The organism is Cellulosimicrobium sp. So1_17 (assembly GCF_055181235.1).
This window is the reverse complement of the sequence record NZ_CM143702.1, coordinates 4,478,077-4,503,240: the sequence shown is the minus strand read 5'-3', so window position 1 is coordinate 4,503,240 and position 25,164 is coordinate 4,478,077. Positions and strand designations below refer to the sequence as shown.

Sequence of the window (25,164 nt, the reverse complement as noted above, 5' to 3'; positions counted from 1 at the left end):
GCTCTAGTGTTCGCGCATGGGTGACACCGTGGTCGACTCCTCCGTCAGCTCGCACACCGTCGAGAACCCCGATGTCGTCGTCGTGGGGGCAGGCCTCGCCGGGCTCGTCGCCGCGACGGAGCTCACCGCCGCCGGTCGTCGCGTCGTGCTGCTCGACCAGGAACCCGCAGCGAGCCTCGGGGGTCAGGCGTGGTGGTCGTTCGGCGGCCTGTTCCTCGTCGGGTCGCCCGAGCAGCGCCGCATGGGCGTCACGGACTCGGCCGAGCTCGCGTTCGACGACTGGCTCGGGTCCGCGCAGTTCGCCGCCGGCGCCGACCGTGGCGAGGGACCGGACCGGCACGGGTACGCGTGGGCCCGGGCGTTCGTGGACTTCGCCGCGGGCGACATGAGGTCCTGGCTGCACGCCAAGGGCGTGCGGTGGTTCCCGCTCGTGCAGTGGGCCGAGCGCGGCGGGTACCCCGTGCTCGCGGGCGCCGACGGCGGCGCCTCGGGGGCGCACGGCAACTCGGTCCCGCGCTTCCACGTCACGTGGGGCACCGGTCCCGCCGTCCTCGAGCCGTTCGTCCGCGCCGCGCTCGACGCGCGGGCCGCCGGTCTGCTCGACCTCCGGTTCCGGCACCGCGTGACGTCGCTCGTCGTGACCGACGGCGCGGTGACGGGCGTGCGCGCGGAGGTCCTCGCGCCGTCGGACGTGGAGCGCGGTGCACCCTCCTCGCGGGACGTGGTCGGCGAGGTCGAGATCGCGGCGAGCGCCGTCGTCGTGACGTCGGGCGGGATCGGCGCGAACCACGAGCTCGTGCGCTCCCGGTGGCCGAGGGCGGCGGGGACGTTGCCGGCGCGGATGCTCTCGGGCGTCCCGGACTCCACGGACGGGCTGATGATCGGCGTCGCGGCCGGCGCGGGTGCCGCGCTCGTGCACGAGGACCGCATGTGGCACTACCCCGAGGGCATCGCCAACCACTCCCCCGTGTGGACCGATCACGGCATCCGCATCCTGCCCGGGCCGAGCTCTCTGTGGCTCGACGCCGACGGCAACCGGCTCCCCGCGCCGCTGTTCCCGGGCTTCGACGCGCTCGGCGCGCTACAGCACGTCACGGAGCGCGGCGACGACCACTCCTGGTTCGTGCTCAACAAGGCGATCATGGAGAGCGAGTTCGCGCTCTCGGGCTCCGAGCAGAACCCCGACCTCACGGGCAAGGACGTGCGCCTGCTCGCGCAGCGCGTGCTGCCGGGCGCCGTCGGGCCGGTCGCGCGGTTCGCCGAGCAGTCGCCCGAGTTCGTGTGGGCCGACACCCCCGAGGAGCTCGCGGGCCGCATGAACGCGCTCGTCGACGCGACGCCCGGCTCGCGCGGTCACGTCGACGCCGCGGCTCTCGCCCGGCTCGTCCACCTCCGCGACGAGCAGGTCCGCACCGGGCTCGGCAAGGACCCGCAGGTCGTCGCGACCGCGATGGCCCGCCGCTACCGCGTCGACCGGCTCATCCGCGTCTCCCCGCCGCGCCCGCTCACGACGCCGAAGGACGGGCCCCTGCTCGCCGTGCGGCTCTCGGTGCTCACGCGCAAGACGCTCGGCGGGCTGTGGACCGACACGTCGGCGCGCGTCCTGCGCGCGGACGGCTCCGTGCTGCCCGGCCTCTGGGCCGCCGGCGAGGCGGCCGGGTTCGGCGGCGGCGGGGTGCACGGGCACCGCGCGCTCGAGGGCACGTTCCTCGGCGGCTGCCTCTTCTCGGGGCGGGTCGCCGGCCGGGCGCTCGCGGCCAAGCTCGCCTGACTCCCAGCGAGCGGGCCCGGTCGCCACGGGACGGGACCACGATCACCCCGGATCGGCGGTCTCGCCGCCTCGGTCCCTCGGCACGCGGCCGGTAGGGTCACCGACCATGACCGTGCACGACGACGCGAGCGAGCCGGACGACGTCGCGCACCCGGAGACCGGCCGGACGCCCGACGTCCCCGTGGACGCCGCCGCGTGCGAGCGGTTCTTCCGACGGAACGGCCTCCCGCTCCTCGTCGAGGGCCACTCGCTCGACCGTGACGTGTTCGGCCGGTCGGCACCGTTCCTCCTCGTCGTGCTGCTCGCGGAGCTGTCCGGTGCCGTCCGGATGGGCTGGCCGGCCTGGGCGAACGTGCTCGCGCTGCTCGGGGGCGCCGCGCTCGTGGGGGCGGCCTACGCCGGGCTCAACGTGCTGCGTGGCCGGCGGTGGTCGACCCTGCCGCAGTCCGTCGGTCTTCCCGAGCTCGCGTTCTTCGTCCTCGTGCCGGCCCTGCTCCCCCTCGTGTTCGGCGGACAGTGGGTCGACTCGCTGGTCACCGTCGTCGGGAACCTCGTGCTGCTGGGAGTCGTGCGCGTCGTCGTGGGCTACGGGGTGCTGTCGTCGCTGTGGTGGGGACTGGCGCGCGTCGTCGACGAGCTGGGGGCGTCGTTGCTCCGGCTCGTGCGCCTCCTGCCGCTGCTGCTCGTGTTCTCGCTGGTGCTGTTCTACAACGCCGAGGTCTGGCAGGTGTTCGACCGGACGCACGGCGTCGCCGACCTCGTGCTCGGCGGGTTCTTCCTCCTGCTGGTCGTGCTCTTCGTGGCGCTGCGCGTGCCCGGCGAGGCGCGTGAGTCGCTCGCCGACGCTGCGGCAGACGTGCCCGACGGCGAGCTCGCCGCCCGCTTCAGCCGGCGCCAGATGGCGAACCTCGCCGCGATGATCGCGACGAGCCAGCTGCTGCAGGTGCTCGTCGTGAGCCTCGGCATGGGCGTGTTCTTCATGGCGCTCGGCACGCTCACCGTCACGCCGGAGGTCATGGCGCTGTGGGACGTCGACGGCGGCACGTGGCAGCGCACCGTCGAGCTCGCGGGCGGCCCGGGCGTCGAGGGCGCGCAGCTCGTCGTCACGCAGACGCTGCTGCGGGTGTCCGTCGCGATCGCGACGTTCACCGGGCTGTACTACGCCATCTCCGTGCAGGTCGACGCGGTGTACCGCGAGGAGTTCGTCGAGGGCATCGGCACCCAGCTGCGCGACGTCCTGCGCACCCGAGCCCGCTACCTCGCCCTCGTCCCTCGCGAGATAGACGCCCCAGCCGCGAGATAGAGCTCCCGGAGCCCTTTCTCGCGACCGCGCGCTCTATCTCGCGGCGCGTCGAACGAGCGCCGACCGGATTCTGCGGACGAGCAGATCCGGGTCCGCGAGGTCGCCCCAGGTGACCCGCAGGACGAACCACCCCGCCTCCACGAGCGCGTCGTGACGTGCCTTCTCCGCAAGCAGCCGTCCTTGCGGGTCGCCGAACTCGCCGCCGGAGTACTTGACCGCGCCGTCGAACTCGACGGCGACCCGCTGCTCCGTCCAGGCGAGGTCGAGCCGGTACTCGCCACGCCAGGTCGACACCACGTGGTTCGGCTCCGGACGCGAGAGTCCTCCGTCGACCGCGATCCACCGGACCGCGCTCTCACCCGGGGACTCCGACCGGCCGTCGGCCTCGGCCAGCACCCGCCGTGCTCGCCGCACGCCTCGCCCACCGGCGGCAGCCTCGAGCACCGCCGCGACCCGCCCGATGTCCGCGCCGGCACGGAGGCCGGAGTCCGCGACGACGATCCCGGCCGTGGGCGCGAGGTGGCGTGCGCAGTCGACGATGGTCCGCTCGAGCGACGTGACCGGCAACCCGTCGACCTCACCTCGGTCCGTCACGGGGAGTGGCGTCCAGTGCCGCCGGACACCTGGATCTGCACGGCGCCGCACGGAGGGGTTCCCGAGCTGCGTCACGTGGACCTCCTCGGCGAGGCGCCACGTCCAGAGCCCGTGCAGGACGGCTGCCGTCGAGTGGCTGAACCAGAAGTCCGTCGTCAGCCGCTCGGCGAGCGCGACGGCCTGCACCACGACCGACTCCCTCCTGCGCTGCGCCGGAGGCGTCCGAGAAGAGGGGGCTGGTCACGTAGATCCCCCGGCGCGCCCGCACGAGCGTGCCGCGACGGAGGTCACCGGCGATCTCCGCGCGCCGCTCCGCGGAGAAGCGCACCACGGATGGCAGGGGCGCGTTCCACGCGTCGTCGGCACGTCCCGGCGGACGACGTGTTCCTCTCGGCAGTCGACCCGCCGCCCGCCGCGCCGCCTCGACATCGTGCCCGTCCGTGTCCATGCGGCACAGCGTGGCCGAGCCGGACCGCCGTCGCCAGACCGAGCGGCGGGCCTGTGGACGAGCGGACGACCCGTCGCCGTCACCTCGCCCTGGCGCGCTGCCCGCGACGTAGAGCCCGCGGTCGTGAGGTAGAACGCGGCGGGTTCTACCTCACGACCGCGGCTTCTATCTCGCGATCACGCCTCGGTGTCAGGCGTTGGCGACCAGGCCGAGCTCGGCGACGCTCGGCAGGCCGGTGTGCTTCGGCACGACGCGCACCGTGTAGCCGAACGGGCCCGACGACTCGAGCACGACCTCGCCCGCGAAGGCGTGGCGGCCCGCCTCGTACGTCTCCGCGAGCGCCAGCGGCTCCGCGGTGAACTCCTCGATGACGTCGGCTTCGGTGACGCGTCCGTGCACGACCTGCACCTCGACGTCCTCCGGGCGCAGGTCCCCGAGCGAGACGTACGCGCGCACGGTGAGCCTGTCGCCGACCTGCGGCACCTCGCTGATGCCGCTCGAGTCGACGTGGTCGACGCGCACGCGCGACCAGCCGTCGCGCACCGACCGCTTCCAGTGCGCGAGCTCGCGCGCGCGCTCGAGGCCGTCGGCGGCGAGCGCCCGGCCCGCGACGGCGGCGGGGGCGTAGAGCCTGGTCACGTACTCGCCGACCATGCGCGTGGCCTGCACCTTCGGCCCGAGCGTCGCGAGCGTGTGCCGCACCATCTCGAGCCACCGCTCGGGCACCCCGTCGGCGGAGCGGTCGTAGAACCGCGTCGCGACCTGCTGCTCGACGAGGTCGTAGAGCGCCGCCGCCTCGAGGTCGTCGCGGCGGTCCGGGTCGTCGACGCCGTCGGCGGTCGGGATGGCCCAGCCGTTCTCGCCGTCGAACCACTCGTCCCACCACCCGTCGAGGATCGACAGGTTGAGGCCGCCGTTGAGGGCCGACTTCATGCCCGACGTGCCCGACGCCTCGAGGGGGCGCAACGGGTTGTTGAGCCACACGTCGCAGCCCGGGTAGAGCGACTGCGCCATGGCGATGTCGTAGTTCGGCAGGAAGACGATGCGGTGGCGCACCTCGGGGTCGTCCGTGAACCGGACGAGCTGCTGGATGAGCCGCTTGCCCTGGTCGTCCGCGGGGTGCGACTTGCCCGCGACGACGAGCTGCACCGGGCGCTCCGGGTGCAGCAGGAGCGCCTTGAGCCGCGCGGGGTCGCGCAGCATGAGGGTGAGCCGCTTGTACGTGGGCACGCGGCGCGCGAAGCCGATGGTCAGCACGTCGGGCGAGAGCACGTCGTCGATCCAGCCGAGCTCGGCCGGGCTCGCGCCGCGCTCGCGCCAGGACTTGCGCACCCGGCGACGCGCCTCGTCGACGAGGCGTCCGCGCATCTCGCGCCGGATCGCCCACAGCTCCGCGTCGCTCACGGCGGGGCCGTCGCCGGCAGGTCCGTCGCCCACACCCTCGCGACCGGTCCGCAGCCAGCCCGACGACGCGTCGTCGGCCGTGAGCTCGTCGAGCCCGAGCCGCTCGGCCTCCAGGGCCGCGAGCGCCGGGTCGACCCAGGTCGGCGAGTGGACGCCGTTGGTCACGGAGGTGATGGGCACCTCGCGCGCGTCGAAGCCCGGCCACAGGCCCTCGAACATCCCGCGCGACACCTGCCCGTGCAGGAGCGAGACGCCGTTGGCCCGGCCGCCGAGCCGCAGTCCCATGACGGCCATGTTGAACACCGTGGGGTCGCCGCCGTCGTAGTCCTCGGCGCCCAGCGCGAGGATCCGGTCGACGGGCAGGCCGTCGACGGCCATGTCCCCGCCGAAGTACTGCGTGACGAGGTCCCGCCCGAAGCGGTCGATGCCTGCCGGGACGGGGGTGTGCGTCGTGAACACCGTCGCGGCGCGCACGGCCTCGAGCGCCTCCTCGAACGTCAGGCCCTGCTCGACGAGCTCGAGGATCCGCTCGACGCCGAGGAAGCCCGCGTGGCCCTCGTTGGTGTGGTAGACCTCCGGCGTCGGGGCGCCGGTGAGCCGCGACCACAGCCGCAGCGCGCGGACACCGCCCACCCCGAGGAGCAGCTCCTGCTGGAGGCGGTGCTCGCCGCCGCCGCCGTACAGGCGGTCGGTCACCTTGCGCGCCGCCTCGTCGTTGCCCGGCACGTTGGAGTCGAGGAGCAGCAGCGGCACGCGACCGACGGCCGCGACCCACACGTGGGCGTGGAGCGCGCGCCCGCCCGGCAGCGCGAGCGACACGCGGGCCGGCGTCCCGTCGTCCTCGCGCAGGAGCGTGAGCGGCAAGCCGTCCGGGTCGAGCAGCGGGTAGGTCTCGACCTGCCAGCCGTCGCGCGTGAGCGACTGCTTGAAGTACCCGGCGCCGTACAGGAGCCCGACGCCGACGATCGGCACGCCGAGGTCGCTCGCGCTCTTGAGGTGGTCGCCCGCGAGGATGCCGAGGCCTCCCGAGTACTGCGGGAGCACCGACGTGATGCCGAACTCGGGCGAGAAGTAGGCGATCGCCGCGGGCAGCGCGTCCGCACCCCCTGCCGCCGCGTCGCCGGTGTCCACGCCACCGACCGCGCGGGAGGCCGCCTGCTGCTGGTACCACAGGTCGTCCTGCAGGTAGTGGCGCAGGTCGTCGGCGGCGGCGCGCACGCGCTCGACGAAGGCCGCGTCGCCGGCGAGCTCGGCGAGCCGCTCGGGGCCGAGCACGCCCAGCAGCGCGACGGGGTCCCCGTGCACGGTCGACCAGCACTCGGGGTCGATCCCGGCGAACAGGTCGTGCGTCGGCGCGTGCCACGACCAGCGCAGGTTGTGGGCCAGCTCGTCGAGGTCGCGCAGCGCGGCGGGCAGCAGGGTGCGGACGGTGAACCGTCGGATCGCTCTCACGGGGACGAGACTACGCAGCCCGACGACCCGGCACACCCCGTCCGTGTCACCTCGGCGTAACGCTTGCATGAAATCTCGGCCACCCGTCCCGGCGCGCCGAGAGTGCTCCCCAGGTGCCGGGCCCCCGCAGGCCTCGCTACGTTGTCCGTGTGACGTCGACCCCGCCGGCCAGCGCCCCCCTCCGCTCGCCCGTCCCCTCTCCTGCCCCCGCGACGCCGATCGGCCGCATCCCCGTGCTCGAGGTCTCGCCCGTCGTCGAGGGCGGCCGGTGGCCCGCCAAGGCCGTCGTGGGCGAGATGGTCCCGATCGAGGCCACCGTGTTCCGCGAGGGGCACGACGCCGTCGCGGCGACCGCGGTCCTCGTCGCTCCCGACGGGACCGAGCGCACCGCGCGCATGGTCGACGTCGCGCCCGGCCTCGACCGGTTCCGCGCCACGCTGCACCCGGACGTGGAGGGACCGTGGTCCCTGCGCGTCGAGGCGTGGAGCGACCCCTACGGGACCTGGGCGCACGACGCGACGATCAAGATCGAGGCGGGGGTCGACGTCGACCTCATGCTCGCCGAGGGCGTGCGGCTCTTCGAGCGCGTCCTGGCCGACGGCGTCCGCGACCCCGACGACGCCCGCACGCTCGCCGACGCCGCGGCCGCTCTCGCCGACGCGGGCCGCCCCGCCCTCGCCCGCCTCGCCGCGGCGACGGCCCCCGAGGTGCGCGAGGCGCTGGACCGCGCCCCGCTGCGCGACCACGTGACGGCGTCGGCCACGTACGCCCTGCGCGTGGAGCGCCCGCTGGCGCTCGCGGGCGCGTGGTACGAGATGTTCCCGCGCTCCGAGGGGGCGCGCCGGCTCAAGGACGGGCGCTGGCGCTCGGGCACGTTCACGAGCGCTGCCCGGCGCCTGCCGGCGATCGCGGCGATGGGCTTCGACGTCGTCTACCTCACGCCGGTCCACCCGATCGGCACCACGCACCGCAAGGGCCGCAACAACTCCCTCACGGCGCTCCCGGGCGACCCGGGCAGCCCGTACGCGATCGGCTCGAAGGACGGCGGCCACGACGCGATCCATCCCGAGCTGGGCAGCGAGCGCACGTTCAAGGCCTTCGTCAAGGAGGCCCGGCGCAACGGGCTCGAGGTCGCGATCGACCTCGCGCTGCAGTGCTCGCCCGACCATCCCTGGGTCACCGAGCACCCTGAGTGGTTCACGACGCGCGTCGACGGCTCGATCGCGTACGCGGAGAACCCGCCGAAGAAGTACCAGGACATCTACCCGCTGAACTTCGACAACGACCCCGAAGGCATCTACGCCGAGGTGCTGCGCGTCGTGCGCGTGTGGATCGCGCGGGGCGTCACGGCGTTCCGCGTCGACAACCCGCACACCAAGCCGCTCGACTTCTGGGAGTGGCTGCTCGCCGAGGTGCGGCGCACGAACCCCGAGGTGATCTTCCTGTCGGAGGCCTTCACCAAGCCCGCGATGATGCACACGCTCGCGCGCATCGGCTTCCACCAGTCGTACACGTACTTCACCTGGCGCAACACGCGCACCGAGCTCGCGGAGTACCTCGAGGAGGTGTCGGGGCCCGCGGGCGCGTACATGCGCCCGTCGTTCTGGCCGACGACGCACGACATCCTGCCGCCGTACCTCCAGCACGGCGGGGTGGCCGGGTTCGCGGTCCGCGCGGTGCTCGCGGCGCTCGGCGCGCCGACGTGGGGCGTCTACTCCGGCTACGAGCTCGTCGAGAACGTCCCGCGACCGGGCGTCGAGGAGCAGATCGACAACGAGAAGTACGAGTACAAGCCGCGCGACTGGGCGGCGGCCGAGGAGATCGGCATCTCGACCCTGCTCACCCGGCTCAACGAGATCCGTCGCGACCACCCGGCGCTGCGCCAGCTCCGCAACCTCACGGTCCACCCGACGACGAACGACCAGGTGCTCGCGTTCTCGCGGCACCTGCCCGCCGAGCACTCCCCGACGGGCGAGGCGGACACGGTGGTCGTCGTGGTGAACCTCGACCCGCACTCGCCGCAGGAGTCCGACGTCCACCTCGACCCCGTCACGCTCGGCCTGCCCGCGCCCGCGGAGGGTCACGATCCGTGGGCGCCGTCGTTCGTCGCGCACGACGAGCTGTCGGGCGAGAGCTACGGCTGGGGTGAGAACGTGTACGTGCGGCTCGAGCCCCTGCGCCAGGTCGCGCACGTCGTGCACGTCGTGCCGTCATGACGCCGCGCGCAGGAGACGGCACGTCCTGGGTCGCGGGCATGCCCGCGACGGCCCGCGGGGTCGCCGCGGGCCCGGCACCCGTGCCGCCGATCACCGCACCGGTCCCGATGGCGGCGCTGCCGCCGCGCCGTCAGCCGGTGGCGACGACCGAGACCCGTCCCGGCCTCTCCGACGACCCGGACTGGTACCGCACGGCCGTGTTCTACGAGGTCATCGTGCGCGCGTTCTCCGACTCGGACGGCTCGGGCACGGGCGACCTGCGCGGCCTCGTCGACCGCCTGGACTACCTGCAGTGGCTCGGCATCGACGCGCTCTGGCTGCCGCCGTTCTTCCCGTCGCCGCTGCGCGACGGCGGGTACGACGTGTCGGACTACACCGCCATCGCGCCGCAGTACGGGTCGACGTCCGACTTCGCCGAGCTGGTCCGTGAGGCGCACGCGCGCGGCATCCGCGTCGTCATCGACCTCGTCATGAACCACACGAGCGACCAGCACCCGTGGTTCCAGGCGTCGCGCGCCGACCCCGAGGGCCCGTACGGGGACTTCTACGTGTGGAGCGACGACGACTCGCGCTACCCCGACGCGCGCATCATCTTCGTGGACACCGAGACGTCGAACTGGACGTTCGACCCCGTGCGCCGCCAGTTCTTCTGGCACCGGTTCTTCTCCCACCAGCCGGACCTCAACTTCGAGAACCCGCGCGTCGCCGACTCGATGCTCGACGTCGCGCGCTTCTGGCTGCAGATGGGCGTCGACGGGTTCCGGCTCGACGCGGTGCCGTACCTCTACGAGGAGGAGGGCACGAACTGCGAGAACCTCCCCCGTACGCACGACTTCCTGCGCCGGGTGCGGAAGATGGTCGACACCGAGTTCCCCGGCCGCATCCTCCTCGCCGAGGCGAACCAGTGGCCGCGCGAGGTCGTGGACTACTTCGGCACCGAGGAGGAGCCGGAGTGCCACATGTGCTTCCACTTCCCGGTGATGCCGCGCATCTTCTACGCGATCCGGGACCAGCGGGCGAACCAGGTCCTCGAGATCCTCGCGGACACGCCCGACATCCCGCCCGGCGCCCAGTGGAGCACGTTCCTGCGCAACCACGACGAGCTCACGCTGGAGATGGTCTCCACCGAGGAGCGCGCGTCGATGTACGGCTGGTACGCGCAGGACCCGCGCATGCGCGCGAACGTCGGGATCCGGCGCCGGCTCGCGACGCTGCTCGACAACTCGCGCAAGGAGGTCGAGCTCGCCCACGCGCTGCTCCTCTCGCTGCCGGGCAGCCCGTGCCTGTACTACGGCGACGAGATCGGCATGGGCGACAACATCTGGCTCCCCGACCGCGACGCCGTCCGCACGCCCATGCAGTGGACGCCCGACCGCAACGCCGGCTTCTCGACGGCCGACCCCGGCAAGCTGTACCTCCCGCTCGTCCAGTCGCTCGTGCACCACTACGGGTACACCAACGTCGAGGCGCAGCTCGAGCAGTCGACGTCCCTGCTGCACTGGGTGCACGGCATGCTCAAGGTCCGTCGTCGTCACCCCGCCTTCGGCACGGGAGACTTCGTCGCGCTCGAGTGCGACAACGAGTCGATCCTCGCGTTCCTGCGCCGCTCGCCCCAGGAGACCCTGCTGTGCGTGGCGAACCTGTCGGCGACGGCGCGCTCCGCGACCGTGCGGCTGCCCGACCATGCGGGGGCGACGCTGACCGACGTGTTCGGCGGCGCCCGCTTCCCCGACGTCGGCGAGGACGGCGGGGTCGCCATGACCTGGGGCTCGCGCGACTTCTACTGGCTCGTCGTGGGCCAGCGGGACGAGGACGACTGACCGAGCTCGAACATCGCCGCCTTCTCGACCACGGCGGCCCGCTCGCCGCACGCCTCGCACGTGAACCAGTTCACGATCGAGACGACGTGCCGCAGGGGCACCGACTCGCTCGTCAGCCGTACGTCGTGGTGCTCGCAGTCCATGGCCCTGTCCTTCGGTCGGTGCTCCTTCGCGGCGCCCGTCGCCACCTGCGAACCGTCCCACGAGCCACCGACACGGGCACCCGCCCCTCCTCCTCGCGCCGCCCCGGCGGGCGCGGGTCACGGCCCCGGGGCGGCGCGCCGCGCGGACCCGTGGTGCCATGGGAGGCGACCCGACCGACCGAAGGAGACGCGTGGCCCCACGACGGACCGACCTCCCCTCCCCGGCGCTCCTCGCGCTCCTCGACGACTGGCTCCCCGGGCGGCGCTGGTACCCGGTCAAGGGCGTCGAGGTGCGACACGTCCCGTGGATCTCGTTCACCCTCGACGAGCCCGACGGGGCGCCTGGTCCCACCGGAGCCACACCGCGCGTCGTGCTCCACCTGCTCCGGCTCGTGGGCGACGGCGTGGACCTCGTGGTCCAGGTCCCCGTGGTCCTCGAGCCCGACGACGCGGCGTCGACCGTCGGCCCGTCCCGCATCGGCGAGGTCGTCGAGGACGGGGTCACCTGGGTCGTGCACGACGGCGCCGCACACCCCGCGGGCTGGGCGGCCCTCCTCGCAGCGTCCGCGTGGGACGACGCCGCGCCCGCCGCCGTGGACCTCGAGGGCGGCCGCGCCCTCGCGGTCGAGCAGTCGAACAGCTCGGTGCTCCTGCCGGGGACGGCGGGCGGCACGATGCTCAAGGTCCTGCGCGCCATCGCGATCGGGCCGAACCCCGACCTGACGATCCCGCGCGCGCTCGCCGCGCAGGGGTGGGCGGGCGTGCCCCGCCCGCTCGCGTGGCTCGAGGTGACCTGGGGTCCGGAGGACGACGCCGCAGCACGTCCGGAGCGGGCGCTGCCGGGCCCCGACCCGGAGGCGGACGGCGGCCCCGGGTCGGCGCCCGAGCGCTCGGCGCACCTCGCGATCCTCAGCGAGTTCGTCGACGGCGCGCGCGACGGCTTCGACCTCGCGTGCGCCTACGCGGGCCAGGACGCGTCGTTCGCCGACCTCGCGGTCGACCTCGGCCGCGTCCTCGCCGACCTGCACGCGGCGCTGCGCGAGGCGTTCGGCACCGGGTCTCCGGTGGACGCCCGGTGGCTCGTCGCCGACCTGCGCCGACGGTCCGACGAGGCCGTCGCGTCGTCGCGCGCCCTCGCCCGCCGTGCCGAGGCCGTCGCAGCGTTCTGGGACCGGACGGCCGCGCGCCTCGAGGGCGTCACGCGCGTCCCCGACGCCCTCCCCCGGCTCCAGACGGTCCACGGCGACCTGCACCTCGGTCAGGTGCTCCACGCGCGCCGCTTCGGCTGGAAGGTGCTCGACTTCGAGGGCGAGCCGCTGCGCCCCGTCGCGGAGCGCACGCGACCCGACCTCGCGCTGCGCGACGTCGCCGGCATCGTCCGCTCGTTCGACTACGCCGCGGCGGTGGGGCGGGCGACGAACCCCGGCTGGGCCGTGCAGGCACGCAGCGCGTTCCTCGACGCGTACGCGCGGGCCGACACCGCAGGGGTGGACCACGACACGTCCGAGGCGCTCGTGCGGGCGCTCACGCTCGACAAGGCGCTCTACGAGGTCGTGTACGAGTCGCGCAACCGGCCCGACTGGGAACCCATCCCGCTGGCCGCCGTCGACCGCCTGGTCGCCGGGGACGGCTGACGCCGGGCACGACGTCGGGAGGCCCGCCCGGCGAGCCCGTCATGTGGGGGAAACGGGGACGTGGAAAGGTTGGGTCATGACCGGCCCTGCCACATCGCCCACCCCGCCTCCCGTCGTCGCACCGCCGGAGGCGCTCGCCGCGACCGCGTCCGGACGGACGTTCGACCCGCACGCGGTGCTCGGCCCCCACCTCGCGCCCGACGCCGACGACGCCCGCGCCGTCGTGCGCGTGCTGCGCCCCCTCGCGGACGAGGTCGTCGTCGTGACGCTCGAGGGCGAGCACCCGGCCGTGCACGAGCAGGACGGGGTGTGGGCCGCCGTCGTGCCGGTTCCCGTGGGCGACGACGGTGCGCGCCACGCACCGGACTACCGGGTCCGCGCACGCTACGGCGACGCGACCGCGACCGGGGACGACCCGTACCGCTTCCTCCCGACCGTCGGCGAGGTGGACCAGCACCTGATCCGCGAGGGCCGTCACGAACAGCTCTGGACGGCGCTCGGCGCGAACGTGCGGTCGTTCCCCAGCGTCCTCGGCGCGTCGACCGGCACCGCGTTCGCCGTCTGGGCGCCGAACGCCCGCGCGGTGCGCGTGATCGGGGACTTCAACGGCTGGGGCGGCACGCACCCGATGCGCTCCCTCGGGTCGACCGGCGTCTGGGAGCTGTTCGTCCCCGGCGTGGTCGGCGGCGCCCGCTACAAGTACGAGATCCTCGGCCCCGACGGCTCGTGGCGGCAGAAGGCCGACCCCCTCGCGAAGAGCGCCGAGGTCCCTCCCGCCACCGCGAGCGTCGTCGTCGAGTCCTCCTTCGCGTGGTCCGACGACGCGTGGCTCGCCGAGCGTGCCTCCCGCGACCCGCACGCCGGGCCCCTCAGCGTCTACGAGGTCCACCTCGGCTCGTGGCGGCAAGGGCTGTCGTACCGGGACCTCGCGGACCAGCTCACCGGCTACGTCGTCGAGCAGGGCTTCACCCACGTCGAGCTCCTGCCCGTCGCCGAGCACCCGTTCGGCGGCTCGTGGGGCTACCAGGTCACCGGCTACTACGCGCCCACGTCCCGCTTCGGGCACCCCGACGACTTCCGGTACCTCGTCGACCGGCTGCACGCCGCGGGCGTCGGCGTGATCGTCGACTGGGTCCCCGCCCACTTCCCGCGCGACGAGTGGGCCCTCGCCCGCTTCGACGGCACGCCGCTGTACGAGCACGCCGACCCCCTGCGCGGCGAGCAGCCCGACTGGGGCACGTTCGTCTTCGACTTCGGGCGCAACGAGGTGCGCAACTTCCTCGTCGCCAACGCGACCTACTGGTTCGAGGAGTTCCACGTCGACGCGCTGCGCGTCGACGCCGTCGCCTCGATGCTCTACCTCGACTACTCGCGCGGCCCCGGGCAGTGGCACCCCAACGTGCACGGCGGCCGCGAGAACCTCGAGGCGATCGCGTTCCTCCAGGAGACCAACGCGACCGCCTACCGGCGCACGCCCGGCGTCATGATGATCGCCGAGGAGTCCACCGCGTGGCCCGGCGTCACGCGACCCACGTCGTCGGGGGGCCTCGGGTTCGGGCTCAAGTGGAACATGGGCTGGATGAACGACTCCCTGCGCTACATCGCCGAGGAGCCGATCAACCGGCGCTACCACCACCACGAGATCACGTTCTCCATGGTCTACGCGTACTCCGAGCAGTTCGTCCTGCCGATCAGCCACGACGAGGTGGTGCACGGCAAGGGCTCGCTCTACGGCAAGATGCCCGGCGACGACTGGCAGAAGCGCGCCGGCGTGCGCGCGTTCCTCGCCTACCAGTGGTCCCACCCCGGCAAGCAGCTCCTCTTCATGGGCAGCGAGATCGGCCAGCACACCGAGTGGAACGAGGGACGCTCGCTCGACTGGGACGGCCTCGCCGCCGACCCGGGCCGGGCCGGGGTCCAGCGTGCCGTGCGCGACCTCAACGCCCTCTACCGCGCGACGCCCGCGCTGTGGGAGCTCGACCACGACCCGTCGGGGTTCGAGTGGCTCGACGCGGACGACGCCGGGCACAACGTGCTCGCGTACGTGCGGCGCGGGCGCGACGGCGGCCAGGTGGCCGTCGTCGTGAACTTCGCCGGGACGCCGCACGAGGGCTACCGGGTCGCCCTCCCGTCCGGCGGGGCGTGGCGCGAGGTGCTCAACACCGACGCCGAGGTGTACGGCGGCTCGGGCGTGGGGAATCTCGGCGTCGTGGAGGCGGAGGCCGTGCCGTGGAAGGGCCGCGCGCACTCCGTGACGCTGCGCGTGCCGCCGCTCGGGGCGCTGTACCTCGTGCCGGCGTAGGTCCCCGTCGGTCGGTCGCCCTGGGTGGTGGGCGCTTCTGATGCTCGCCCTGGGCGGTGGGTGGGGTGGGGGCGCCGGGTCTACCATCCGCCGCTCGTCCCTCGCGGCTCCCGCCAGACCCACCACGACCCGGCGCCCCCACCCCACCCACCTGTGCCGCGTCACCTCGGTCCGTGGTTCCGCGAGGGAGGACCGTGGTCCGGCGAGGTAGCACCGCGGTCGCGCGACGTAGCACCGTGGTTGCGCGAGGTAGTACGCCGGTAGCGCGAGGCAGCACCGTGGGTGCGGGCGGTCGCGCCGTGGTCCGTGGACGACAGCGGCCCGGTCACCTGAGGAGGTGACCGGGCCGCCGTCGGGCTGCTGAGTGTCAGTACAGGCTGATCGCGAGGCGCTGGCGCGCCTTGCCGACGCGCGGGTCGGCGGGGCCGACGACCTCGAAGTAGTCGAGGAGGCGGACGCGGATCTTCTCCTTCGCGTCGGCGTCGGCACCCGGCAGGAGGTCGAGGAGACGACCCAGCGCGTCGTCGACCTTGCCGCCGAGGAGGTCCAGGTCGGCGACGGCGAGCTGGACGTCGACGTCCGACGGCGCGTCGGCCGCGGCCGAGCGCACGGCGCCCAGGTCCGCGTCGCGCGTGCGCCGCAGGAGGTGGACCTGCGCGAGCCCGGCGACGGCGAGGGCGTCCTTCGGGTCCTGCTTGATGGCCTTCTCGTAGGCTGCGACCGCGGTGTCGAGGTCGTCGCGCTCGATCGCGTCGTACGCCTCCTGGTGCAGCGGCGGCAGCTCCGGCTCGGGCTCCGCGACCGGCTCCGCGGCGTCGTCGGCGGGCGCGCCGTCCGGGGACGGGACGCGACCCGTGACGCCGTTGGCCTCGGCGGCCTGGAGGACCTGGTCGAGCACCTCGCGGATCTGCTCGACGGGCGCGGCGCCCTGGAACAACGGCAGCGGCTGGCCCTGCAGCACGGCCACGACGGTCGGGACGCCCTGGACCTGGAACGCGGCGGCGACCTGCGGGTACGCCTGGGCGTCGACGCGCGCGAGCAGGAAACGGCCCGCGTACTCGTCGGCGAGCGCGCCGAGGTCCGTGCCGATCTGGGCGTTCGCCTGGTCGGTCGGGATCCAGAGCAGGACGACGACCGGGTACTGCGCGGAGTCCTGGACGAGCTGCGGGAACGTCTCGTCGGTGACGTCGACGACGTAGCCTCCCGCGGCCGGCGCACCGCCCTCCGCACCCGGCGGAGGGGCCTGCGGGCGGGTGAGCGCGGACAGGTCGACCGCGCCGCGCACGTCGAAGGTGGGCTGGGTGGGTTCGCTCATGGATGCATCCTACGGAGCGTCAGGCGTTGGCCGCCGACGTCGCGACGTGCTCCGTCCCGAGCACCTGCATCTGCTCCTCCGAGTCCGCCGGCGGCACGTAGATCGCCACGACGTCGCGGTAGCCGACCTTGAGGACGTTGGTCGTCCCCGCCGAGCCGAAGAGCGCCTTCACGGACTCCGTGTCGGGCGGGACCTGCGCCCCGTCCTCGGCCGTCATGGACTCGGCGGAGGTCATCGTGCCGACGACGAGCGCGCCGCCGTCCGCCGTGCGCACCGACCGTACGGGCTGGTCCGGGTCGGGCGTGAAGGTCAGGGTGTACTTCCCGGCCGCCGGGGCGAGCGCGTCGTTCCACACCTTGGCCCGCTCCGCGAGCTGCGCGCGGAACGAGTCGTCCGGGAACGACGCGGCGAAGCTCGACGACGACCCTACGTTGAGCACGTCGGCGTACTGCGCGACGGCATCGGTCGGCGTGACGAGGAGCGAGTCGTCGTCGGGCGCGACGGCCTCGCTCCCGATGGTCGGTGCCGCGAAGCTCGGCAGGGTCGTGCTCGGGAAGAGCCGCACCCATCCCCACAGCTCGTACTGGTCGCGCGCCCCGTCCTGCTCGTAGACGCTGAGGCGCGGCGGCTGGAGGCTCTCCGGCTGCACGCTCACGCCGTACGACGTGCGGGGCCACGTCTGCGTCGTGGGGATGACCACCTGCTGCACGTCGGTCGGGAGCTCGGTGACCAGGTCCGCGTTGCCACGCGCCTTGGCGACGTCGAGCTGGCTCGTGCGGATGGCGAGCGCCGGCCCGGTGACGCGGCCCTCGAGCAGCTCCGGGTCGGTGGCCGCCCCGGCCTCCTCCAGCGTCGTCCCGACCGCGGCGAGGACGTCGTCCTGCTGGGTCTCGTCGAGGACGGGCGGCGGGGTCGCGGGGGTCTCCTCGGGCTGCGGCGTGGGGACCGGTGCGGCACAGCCCGCGAGCAGGACCATGCCGGCGGCCGCCGCGACCGCCGCGAGGCGGGCACGGCGGGGGCGGGCGGTGGTGCGGTGCGGCGTCCTCATCGTGTGGCGTCCTTCGTCTCGTCCTCGTCGCGCGTGGCCTCGGGCGCCGGGGCGGCGCTGAAGCCCCAGGTCCGCCGCCACGCGTCCGCGCGGGTCACCGCGCTGTCCTGCTCCGTCGGGTGGGCGGCACCCGGGTCCACGACGGGCTGGGCCGCGGTCTTGGGGCGGCGGTCGCGCGGCACCACGGGGATCTGTCCGGTCAGCCAGGCGCGCCGGGGCTTCTGCGCCTTGGCCTGCTGCTCGGCGAGCCGGTCCGCCTCCTCGCGCTCGCGCAGCTCGCGACGCGTGAGCATCCGGACCTGCGCGGTGTCGGTCGGCGCCTCGCCGGGCGCGTCGTCCGACCCCTGGCCCGACGTCGCGGTGCCGCCGGCCGCCCCTGCGCCCGGTGCCGCCGCGGTCGCCGACCGGTTGCCGGCGGTCTTGCGCTGCGGGCGCATCCCGGCGGCGCCGATCCCCAGGCCGAGCAGGATCAGGACGATCCCGCCGATCACGCCGGGCCACAGGAAGGGCGTCTCGACCTCGCGCGGCCAGGAGAGCTCGATCGTCGGCGCGACCGCGCCCTCTCCCACGCCGGCGGCGAGGAGCTGCCAGCGCCCCGGCTGGTCGTCCCAGCGCAGGGTCACCGCGCCGGTCCCGGTGGCCTCGGCGACCCACATGTCGGAGCCGGCGGGGTCCACGCCGACGACGGGCTCCTCCTCCGCCGAGGTCTCACCGTCCGCGGGCGCCTCGCCCTCGGCAGGCGTCTCACCCTCGGCAGGCTCCTCGGTCTCCGCGGGCGTCTCGGTCTCTGCCGCCTCGCCCTCGGCGGGAGTCTCGGTCGACGCCTCGCCGTCCGCGGGGGCCTCGGACTCCGGGTCCTCCGGGACGACGGCGCTCGTGGCGAGACGGTCCCAGTCCGCGAGACCGGTGACGGCCCCGTGCGGGTCCTCGCCGACCCAGCCGGTGACGTCGACCTCGCGACCGATCGCCAGGGTCACCTGCTGCTCGTCGGGCACCGTCGCGCGGATCGTCACGCCGTCGTCCACGAGGTCGAGGACCCCGGGTTCGGTGACGAGCAGCGTGCCCTCGCCGTCGAACGCCGTGGTCGCGGCGACCGTGTCGCTGTCCCGCCAGACCGTGGCGGACGCGACGCCGAGACCCACCGCGACGAGCCCTCCCACGATCAGGACGGCGGCGATGATTCGTTGCAGCACCGAGTGTTCCCTTCGTCGACCGACGTTCAAGGATAGGTGCGAACGCCCTCGTGGATCGACCTGCGGGCGCTCGCGGTGGATCTCTCACCAACCGTTCACGACACGGCCGCGAGCCGGTCCCCAGGCTGTCACGGCGGCGCGGCACGAGCCCGGCGAGGGGTAGTCCGGGCCCCGCGCGGGAGGCCGGGCGCCGCCCCGCGAAGAGTCCCCGCACCCTTCACGGTGTGAGCCATTCCGGGTATTCAGGACAGCGGCCCTCCCCGTATCCTGGACGTACCACGTGGGGCCGCGGCGCGGACCGCCGCCCTCCGACCAGCGCTGGAGGGCACCTCGCCCAGCGGTGGAGTCCACGACGCACCACACCGGAGGTCATCGACGTGTCCGACGAGCGCACGCTCTTCCCCATCACCATGCGCGGCTACGACCGCGTCCAGGTCGAGGCCCAGCTGGCGAGGCTGGAGAAGGCGCTCGAGGACGCGCGCTCGCGGCTGGAGTCGTCCGACGGCCGGATCATGCAGCTGACGACCGAGCTCGGGGACGCGCAGCGCCAGCTGCGCGAGGCGGACCGCCCGTCGTACGCGGGGCTCGGGTCGCGGATCGAGCAGCTCATGCGCTCCGCGGAGGAGCAGTCCGCGGACATCCTCTCCCAGGCGAACGCCCAGGCCGCCGACATCATGGCGCGGGCCAAGCTGTCCGCGGGCCAGGTGCGCTCGCGCGCGGAGAACGAGGTCGCGGAGCTGCTCAACAGCGCGCGGCTCGAGGCGGAGGAGATCCGCACCACGAGCGCCTCGGAGGTCGAGAGCACGCTCGTCGGGGCGCAGCGCCGCGCCGAAGAGCTCGTGGGCTCCGCGGAGCGCGAGGCCGCACGCATCCAGAGCGCGATCGCCACGGAGGAGAGCGAGCGGCGTGCGTCGCTCGAGCGCGAGCTGGGGACGCTGCGCGCGTCCGTCGAGCGCGAGACCACGGAGCTGCGCGTCGGCACGGAGCGCGAGGCCGCGGAGCTGCGCGCGCGGGTCGCGGCCGAGACCGCGGCACAGCGCGAGGCGGCGGACCGCGAGACGTCCGAGCTGCTCGAGAACGCGCGTCGAGAGGCACAGCGCCAGGTCGACGAGGCCCAGCGCAAGGCGTCGGAGGCCGCGAACGCCGTGACGTCCGAGATGGAGGAGCTCCGCGACCGGGCTCGGACCGCGCTGGCGGACGCCGAGCTCGAGGTGGTCCGTCGCCGCGAGGAGGCCGAGCAGGAGAACGCCGCGCGTCACCTCGCCGCCAAGACCGAGACCGAGAAGCTCGTCGCGACCGCGGAGGAGCACGCGTCCGAGGCCGAGAAGCGTGTGGCTCTCGCCCTCGAGCAGGCCGAGAAGGTGCGCGCCGAGTCGGACGCGTACGTCAAGGACCTCATGCAGAACGCCCGGCGCAACGCGGACCGCGTGGTCGCCGAGGCGCGCGAGTTCGCGGAGCAGACGGTGGGCGACGCGAAGGCGGAGGCCGAGCAGCAGCGCGCCGTCGCGCAGCGCCAGCTCGAGGACCTCACGCGTCAGCACGACTCGATCAACACCTACCTCGACGAGCTCCGCGGTCTGCTCGCCAGCGACACGGAGGGCGGCTCGAAGACCGCGCCCCGGACCGACGCCGTCCCGGCGGGCACGCCCGCGCAGCAGGCGCGGGCCGCGCAGCTCGTGACGGCCGAGGTCCCTGAGGTCCCCGAGGTCGCCGAGGAGCCGGCGAAGCCCGTCGCCACGGTCGAGGCGCCCCGGCGCGGAGCTCCGAAGGTCCCGGCACCCTCCGACCGTGGGACCGACGCGCCCGCCAAGGCCTGACCGATGACGGACCCCGCCGCTGCCGACGCCGACGCCTGGCGCCGGCAGCGGACGGAGGCGGCGGAGCACCAGCAGCGCGAGCTGGACCGCCGCCGGGCCCAGGAGTCGGCGGCAGCCCGCGCCCTCCTCGCCGGCTTCGTCGAGCGCGCCCGTGAGCGCGGCCTCGAGCCCGAGTCGCTGCGTGCGCGGTCGTTCGACGGCCGCGCGACGTACCGCACCCCGGTGCTCGGGTGGTACCTGCGCAAGAACCGGTCGGTGGCCGTCGGGACGGACGGCGAGTTCTACGTGCTCGGGGTCCCGGCCAGCCTCGCCGCGCGCGTGCGCGGCGCGACGCTCACGCCGTCTGACCCGCCGCTCGTGCTCGGCAAGGGCGGCCGGGACGGCGAGTCGATCGACCTCGCCGACGCGCTCGCGCTGGTCCTCGACGGGTCCTGAACCCGGCGTCTCCTCCGCCCGTCAAGAGGTCGCCAATCAGGACACCGCCCGTCACGACGCCGCACGTCAGGACACCGCGCGCGCCAGGAGGTCGGCCAGCGCGTCCGCGACTGCAGCAGGGTCCTCGACCGCGCTCATGTGCCCGGCGCCCTGGACCTGGACGAGCTGCGCGTGCGGTGCCGCGGAGGCCATGTGCTCCGCCTCGGCGACCGGCGTGACCTGGTCCTCCTCGCCGACGACGATCGCGACCGGCCCGCCGAACCCCTCGAGCACGTGCGTCCGGTCGGGACGCGAGGCCATGGCCCGCTGCGACCACGCGACGCCGGTGGCCCGCTGGCTCCGGATCCACTCCTCGAGGCGAGACGTCAGGTGCTTGCGCGCCGCCTTGCTCGTCTCCCCGAGGAGCACCCCCGGCATGCCCAGCACGGCGTCGACGGTCTGCTCGGACGTCACGCGGTCGGCGATGCGCAGCCTGTTCGCCCGCGCCTCGTCGGAGTCGGCGGTGGACTTCGTGTCGACGAGACCGAGGCCGGCGACGAGGTCCGGGTGCCGCTCGGCGAGCGCGAGGGCGACGTAGCCGCCCATGGACAGCCCGGCGACGACCGCCCGCGAGACGCCCGTCGCGCGCAAGGACTCGGCCGTCGCGTCCGCCGCAGCCTCGATCGACGGCACCTCCGACCCGAGCGGGCTCTGCCCGAGACCGGGCAGGTCCACCGCGACGACGGTCGGCTCGCCGGGGAGCGCGGCGGCGACGTCGGACCACATGCGGTGGTCGACCGGGAAGCCGTGCAGGAGGACGAGCGGCAGGCCGGACCCGTCGCGGAGGGTGAACGTCTCGAGTCGTCCCTGGGGCCGTGCAGTCGTCACGTCGTCCTCCTCGTGTCGTCGGTGCATCCGTCCGGCTCCGTCATGCCGGGCGCGCCACCCTCCACGCTGCCACGGACCGGGCCTCCCTGCCGTGGCGGGCGCCGATCAGTCCGCGACGCCGTCCCTGCGGCTCGCGTCGTAGCTCGCCTGGTCGGTGCTCTCCGTGTCCTGCTCGGCGGCACGCGACGCCCCTCCGGAGCCGGACCACGTCGTCGGCAGCGGCAGCGGGTGGCCGGGCAGGACGTGCCCGACGATCTCGTCGAGCACGCGCCGCACCGACGACTCCCCCACCCACAGGTGCTTCGCGTCCTCGACGCCGATGACCTCCGCCTGCCGTACGCGCGCGAAGCGGCGGCGCGCCTCGTCCGGACGGAGGTAGTCGTCGAGCTCGGGGACGAGCACGACGAGCGGCTTGCCGAACGCGTCCCAGCGGTCGAGGTCCTCGTCCGTGGCGCGGTGCAGGGGCGGCGAGAGCAGGATCGCGCCCTCGACGGCCGGGTCCGCGCCGTGCTTGAGGGCGAGCTCCGTGCCGAACGACCACCCGACGAGCCAGGGGCGCGGCAGGTCGTGGAACTCGGCGTACTCGATCGCGGCGGCGACGTCGAAGCGCTCGGACTCGCCGCCGTCGAAAGCGCCCTCGCTCGTGCCCCGGGGTGAGGACGTGCCGCGCGTGTTGAACCGCAGGACCGCGAGGTCCGCGAGCGCCGGGAGTCGCCACGCCGCCTTGCGGTAGACGTGCGAGTCCATGTAGCCGCCGTGGGTCGGCAGCGGGTGCAGCGTGAGCAGGGTCGCCGCCGGGTCGCGCTCCTCGGGGAGGGCGAGCTCGCCGACGAGCGTCAGCCCGTCGGCGGTGTGGAGCTCGATGTCCTCCCTGCGCGCCGGGAGGACCGTCAGCGAACGGATCGGGGTGGGATCGTCGGCGGTGCCGGCGGTGCTGTCCGTGCCGGCGGGCCGGGCGGGCGCGGGATCGGGTGCGGTGCTCATCGGTTCGAGCGTAGTTGCTCGGCCCCGGTTCCTGGCCGACGGTTGCCGTGCGGTCGGTCGTCAGCGGGGACGACGGCGCCCGCGGGCCTGCCAGCACGCCGTGTGCCAGTGCCGGCGGTGCTCCAGGGCGGTCTGCGCACCGAAGAACGAGTCCTCCTGCCACGCGACGACGTGGCCCGTGCCGGGCGGGATCGTCTGGTTGCAGCCCGGGCACAGGTACGACTTGTCGGCGCCGCGGACCGTGCGGACCGACCACTCGCCGTCGGACCCGGACTCGCGGCGCGCTCCCCCGAGGGCGCGGTCGAGGTCGAGCGGGGCGGGCTCGGCGCTCCAGGGTCGCTTGCGGGACGGTCGACGGGACGGCACCCCTCCATGATCCCCCGACGGCCGGGTCGTCATCGAACCCGGGCTCCCAGCGAGCGTCCAGACCGGACCGCTACAGTGTCCGGGCCGGTGCTGCACCCGAGGGTCGACCGCGTCGTCGTGACGTGGCTCGTCCGGTTGCGGCACAGACCCCGACGGCGCGCGCGTCGTCCCCTCGACCGAAGGACTCCCCCACGTGAAGCACCGCACCCTGCGCGGCGTCGCCGCGCTCACCCTCGGCGCCTCCCTCCTCCTCGCCGGCTGCGGTTCGGGCGACGGCGGGTCGGACACCGAGACGTCGCCGAGCCCCTCGGCGAGCGACGCGCCCTCGGCGTCGCCGGAGGACCTCGCCGCGCTCGAGGCCATCACCGTCACGGGCGACCCCGGTGCCGAGCCGACGCTCGAGTTCGAGGCGCCTCTCGAGGTCTCCGCCGCGGTCACGAGCCTGCACGACGAGGGCACGGGCGCGGAGCTCGAGGAGGGCATGCAGGTGACGATGCAGTACGTCGCCTACAACGGGGCGGACGCGACGCGCGCCGGCTCCACGTGGGAGGACGACGCGCCGCAGTCCTTCACGCTCGGCGACCCGCAGTTCGACCTCCTCACGGAGCCGCTCCTCGGCCAGAAGGTCGGCGCGCGCCTCCTCTTCGCCGGGCCGGACCAGTCGGGCGGCACCGTCGTCAACCTCATCGAGGTCGTCGACGCCAAGGAGATCCCCTCGCGCGCCGAGGGCGAGGCAGTGACGCCGGCCGAGGGCCTGCCCACCGTGACGCTCGACGACACCGGCAAGCCGACGATCGAGATCCCCGAGGGCTACGAGGCCCCGACCGAGCTCGTCGCGCAGACGCTCATCAAGGGCGACGGCCCCGTCGTCACCGAGGACCAGACGGTCACCGCGCACTACACGGGCATGCTGCTCGACGGCACGGTCTTCGACTCGTCCTGGGACCGTGGCACGCCCACGAGCTTCTCCCTGCAGGGCGTCATCCCCGGCTGGACGCAGGGTCTCGCGGGCCAGACGGTCGGCAGCCAGGTGCTGCTCGTCATCCCGTCCGAGCTGGGCTACGGCGAGCAGGGCAGCGGCGACACCATCCCGCCGGACTCGCCGCTGGTGTTCGTCGTCGACATCCTCGCGGCGGAGTGACGGCCGCAGAGCGAGCGTCGCACGCGAGCTGACGCACAGGGCCGCCTCCCGATCACGGGAGGCGGCCCTCGTCGTCCGTGGCCTCGGGGAGACCGGCGCGTCGAGACGGCGACCGGTCGCGCGGAGACGGGGCCGCCCCCTGTGCCCGACGTCCCGAGCGACGTCGGGATGCAGCGATCGCCGTAGGCTCGACGCATGACCGAACCTTCGACACCCCTCGCTCCTGCTGAGCATCCTGCGCCCGCTGCGCCCGCCGACGTCTCGACGCAACCGGTGGCCGGCGTGCCGCCCGAGCGGGAGGTCCTCACGTGGGAGACGTTCGGCGTGGCCGCGCGGGAGCTCGCGGAGCAGGTCGTGGCGAGCGGGTTCCGGCCCGACGTCGTCGTCGCGGTCGCACGAGGCGGCCTGCTGCCCGGCGGCGCGGTCGCGTACGCGCTCGGCACGAAGGGCGTGGGCACGCTCAACGTCGAGTTCTACACGGACATCGGCCAGACCCTCGCCGACCCGCGCGTGCTGCCGCCGCTCATGGACACGTCTGACCTCCCGGGCGCGCACGTCCTCGTGGTCGACGACGTCGCAGACTCGGGCCGCACTCTCGCCCTGGTCATGGAGATGCTCTCGCACCACGGCGCGGAGGCCCGGTCCGCTGTGCTCTACACGAAGCCGCGCACGATCATCCAGCCGGACTTCTCGTGGAAGGACACCGACCTCTGGATCACGTTCCCGTGGTCGGCGGACCCGCCGGTCGAGGGAGCACAGCCCCGCCCCGCGGACTGAGGCCGTCGACCGGTCGCGGCAGCCGACCGATCCTGGCAGCCGACCGGTCCGGCTGGCGACCGACAGACACCGACGACGACGGCCGCCGCCCCTCGCGGGGTGGCGGCCGTCGTCGTCGCTACGGAGCGAGGACG

At 74.2% G+C, this 25,164-nt stretch carries 19 protein-coding genes; 10 read left to right on the top strand and 9 right to left on the bottom strand.

All coding sequences use genetic code 11. From position 1 onward, the window contains the following. Nucleotides 1–16 precede the first annotated feature (16 nt). Both ACZCLJ_RS19820 and ACZCLJ_RS19815 read left to right on the top strand, forming a co-directional pair. A complete protein-coding gene (locus ACZCLJ_RS19820) occupies nucleotides 17–1,771 on the top strand; it encodes an FAD-binding dehydrogenase (protein WP_463105003.1) in 1,755 nt (584 codons plus the stop codon). 106 nt (nucleotides 1,772–1,877) lie between these two features. Beyond that, on the top strand, nucleotides 1,878–3,074 hold the full coding sequence (locus ACZCLJ_RS19815; protein WP_463105002.1) for a hypothetical protein: 1,197 nt from the start codon (nucleotides 1,878–1,880) through the stop codon (nucleotides 3,072–3,074). Nucleotides 3,075–3,107: 33 nt separating this feature from the next. On the opposite strand, the gene ACZCLJ_RS19810 is transcribed toward ACZCLJ_RS19815, so the two are convergent. After that, a complete protein-coding gene (locus ACZCLJ_RS19810) occupies nucleotides 3,108–3,857 on the bottom strand; it encodes a type IV toxin-antitoxin system AbiEi family antitoxin domain-containing protein (protein WP_463105001.1) in 750 nt (249 codons plus the stop codon). Nucleotides 3,858–4,305: 448 nt separating this feature from the next. Then, entirely contained in the window at nucleotides 4,306–6,972 is a 2,667-nt protein-coding gene (gene glgP, locus ACZCLJ_RS19805) for an alpha-glucan family phosphorylase (RefSeq protein WP_463105000.1), read from the bottom strand. Nucleotides 6,973–7,121: 149 nt separating this feature from the next. Here glgP and ACZCLJ_RS19800 point away from each other — a divergent pair, with 149 nt between their 5' ends. Both ACZCLJ_RS19800 and treS read left to right on the top strand, forming a co-directional pair. Further along, nucleotides 7,122–9,188, top strand: a complete 2,067-nt coding sequence (locus tag ACZCLJ_RS19800) for an alpha-1,4-glucan--maltose-1-phosphate maltosyltransferase (protein WP_463104999.1) — start codon at nucleotides 7,122–7,124, stop codon at nucleotides 9,186–9,188. 107 nt (nucleotides 9,189–9,295) lie between these two features. Continuing rightward, a complete protein-coding gene (gene treS / locus ACZCLJ_RS19795) occupies nucleotides 9,296–11,008 on the top strand; it encodes a maltose alpha-D-glucosyltransferase (protein ID WP_463106433.1) in 1,713 nt (570 codons plus the stop codon). Here the strand turns inward: treS and ACZCLJ_RS19790 are convergent. Further along, nucleotides 10,969–11,151, bottom strand: a complete 183-nt coding sequence (locus ACZCLJ_RS19790) for a hypothetical protein (protein WP_251151858.1) — start codon at nucleotides 11,149–11,151, stop codon at nucleotides 10,969–10,971. The two genes, treS and ACZCLJ_RS19790, sit on opposite strands and share 40 nt — an antisense overlap. A 191-nt stretch (nucleotides 11,152–11,342) precedes the next feature. Between ACZCLJ_RS19790 and ACZCLJ_RS19785 the strand changes: the two genes are divergently transcribed. Next, entirely contained in the window at nucleotides 11,343–12,785 is a 1,443-nt protein-coding gene (locus tag ACZCLJ_RS19785; protein ID WP_463104998.1) for a maltokinase N-terminal cap-like domain-containing protein, read from the top strand. Nucleotides 12,786–12,861: 76 nt separating this feature from the next. Continuing rightward, a complete protein-coding gene (glgB, locus tag ACZCLJ_RS19780) occupies nucleotides 12,862–15,087 on the top strand; it encodes a 1,4-alpha-glucan branching protein GlgB (RefSeq protein WP_463104997.1) in 2,226 nt (741 codons plus the stop codon). Between the two features lie 367 nt (nucleotides 15,088–15,454). Here the strand turns inward: glgB and ACZCLJ_RS19775 are convergent, their stop codons facing one another. From ACZCLJ_RS19775 to ACZCLJ_RS19765, 3 genes are read right to left on the bottom strand one after another with little or no spacing between them, the layout of a single operon-like run. Further along, nucleotides 15,455–16,402, bottom strand: a complete 948-nt coding sequence (locus ACZCLJ_RS19775) for a tetratricopeptide repeat protein (RefSeq protein WP_463104996.1) — start codon at nucleotides 16,400–16,402, stop codon at nucleotides 15,455–15,457. 19 nt (nucleotides 16,403–16,421) lie between these two features. Continuing rightward, nucleotides 16,422–17,450, bottom strand: a complete 1,029-nt coding sequence (locus ACZCLJ_RS19770; RefSeq protein ID WP_463104995.1) for a hypothetical protein — start codon at nucleotides 17,448–17,450, stop codon at nucleotides 16,422–16,424. Then, nucleotides 17,447–18,643: a hypothetical protein gene (locus tag ACZCLJ_RS19765; RefSeq protein ID WP_463104994.1), complete on the bottom strand. Its 1,197-nt coding sequence runs from the start codon at nucleotides 18,641–18,643 to the stop codon at nucleotides 17,447–17,449. Before ACZCLJ_RS19765 ends, ACZCLJ_RS19770 begins: the two co-directional genes overlap by 4 nt. A 377-nt stretch (nucleotides 18,644–19,020) precedes the next feature. Between ACZCLJ_RS19765 and ACZCLJ_RS19760 the strand changes: the two genes are divergently transcribed. After that, on the top strand, nucleotides 19,021–20,460 hold the full coding sequence (locus ACZCLJ_RS19760) for a hypothetical protein (protein WP_463104993.1): 1,440 nt from the start codon (nucleotides 19,021–19,023) through the stop codon (nucleotides 20,458–20,460). A 3-nt stretch (nucleotides 20,461–20,463) separates the two neighbouring features. Beyond that, a complete protein-coding gene (locus tag ACZCLJ_RS19755; RefSeq protein WP_463104992.1) occupies nucleotides 20,464–20,895 on the top strand; it encodes a hypothetical protein in 432 nt (143 codons plus the stop codon). A gap of 66 nt (nucleotides 20,896–20,961) precedes the next feature. Here the strand turns inward: ACZCLJ_RS19755 and ACZCLJ_RS19750 are convergent, their stop codons facing one another. The 3 genes from ACZCLJ_RS19750 to ACZCLJ_RS19740 all read right to left on the bottom strand — a co-directional run bounded on the left by ACZCLJ_RS19750 (nucleotide 20,962) and on the right by ACZCLJ_RS19740 (nucleotide 23,112). Further along, entirely contained in the window at nucleotides 20,962–21,762 is an 801-nt protein-coding gene (locus ACZCLJ_RS19750) for an alpha/beta fold hydrolase (RefSeq protein WP_463104991.1), read from the bottom strand. Nucleotides 21,763–21,867: 105 nt separating this feature from the next. Further along, nucleotides 21,868–22,746, bottom strand: coding sequence for an alpha/beta hydrolase (locus ACZCLJ_RS19745; RefSeq protein WP_463104990.1), 879 nt, complete (start codon nucleotides 22,744–22,746; stop codon nucleotides 21,868–21,870). Between the two features lie 60 nt (nucleotides 22,747–22,806). Then, on the bottom strand, nucleotides 22,807–23,112 hold the full coding sequence (locus ACZCLJ_RS19740) for a hypothetical protein (RefSeq protein ID WP_251150249.1): 306 nt from the start codon (nucleotides 23,110–23,112) through the stop codon (nucleotides 22,807–22,809). A gap of 193 nt (nucleotides 23,113–23,305) precedes the next feature. On the opposite strand from ACZCLJ_RS19740, the gene ACZCLJ_RS19735 reads away from it, so the two are divergent. Both ACZCLJ_RS19735 and ACZCLJ_RS19730 read left to right on the top strand, forming a co-directional pair. Continuing rightward, nucleotides 23,306–24,253 (top strand): FKBP-type peptidyl-prolyl cis-trans isomerase, encoded by a 948-nt coding sequence (locus tag ACZCLJ_RS19735; protein ID WP_463104989.1) that lies wholly within the window; start codon nucleotides 23,306–23,308, stop codon nucleotides 24,251–24,253. A 195-nt stretch (nucleotides 24,254–24,448) separates the two neighbouring features. Continuing rightward, nucleotides 24,449–25,030 (top strand): phosphoribosyltransferase, encoded by a 582-nt coding sequence (locus ACZCLJ_RS19730; protein WP_251150251.1) that lies wholly within the window; start codon nucleotides 24,449–24,451, stop codon nucleotides 25,028–25,030. Nucleotides 25,031–25,164 lie beyond the last annotated feature (134 nt).

Excerpts from the sequence above, each read along its gene's own strand:
- ACZCLJ_RS19820 (WP_463105003.1), top strand. The coding sequence starts at position 17 with ATGGGTGACACCGTGGTCGACTCCTCCGTCAGCTCGCACACCGTCGAG.
- ACZCLJ_RS19815 (WP_463105002.1), top strand. The coding sequence starts at position 1,878 with ATGACCGTGCACGACGACGCGAGCGAGCCGGACGACGTCGCGCACCCG.
- treS (WP_463106433.1), top strand. The coding sequence starts at position 9,296 with ATGGCGGCGCTGCCGCCGCGCCGTCAGCCGGTGGCGACGACCGAGACC.
- ACZCLJ_RS19790 (WP_251151858.1), bottom strand. The coding sequence starts at position 11,151 with ATGGACTGCGAGCACCACGACGTACGGCTGACGAGCGAGTCGGTGCCC.
- glgB (WP_463104997.1), top strand. The coding sequence starts at position 12,862 with ATGACCGGCCCTGCCACATCGCCCACCCCGCCTCCCGTCGTCGCACCG.
- ACZCLJ_RS19775 (WP_463104996.1), bottom strand. The coding sequence starts at position 16,402 with ATGAGCGAACCCACCCAGCCCACCTTCGACGTGCGCGGCGCGGTCGAC.
- ACZCLJ_RS19770 (WP_463104995.1), bottom strand. The coding sequence starts at position 17,450 with ATGAGGACGCCGCACCGCACCACCGCCCGCCCCCGCCGTGCCCGCCTC.
- ACZCLJ_RS19755 (WP_463104992.1), top strand. The coding sequence starts at position 20,464 with ATGACGGACCCCGCCGCTGCCGACGCCGACGCCTGGCGCCGGCAGCGG.
- ACZCLJ_RS19745 (WP_463104990.1), bottom strand. The coding sequence starts at position 22,746 with ATGAGCACCGCACCCGATCCCGCGCCCGCCCGGCCCGCCGGCACGGAC.
- ACZCLJ_RS19730 (WP_251150251.1), top strand. The coding sequence starts at position 24,449 with ATGACCGAACCTTCGACACCCCTCGCTCCTGCTGAGCATCCTGCGCCC.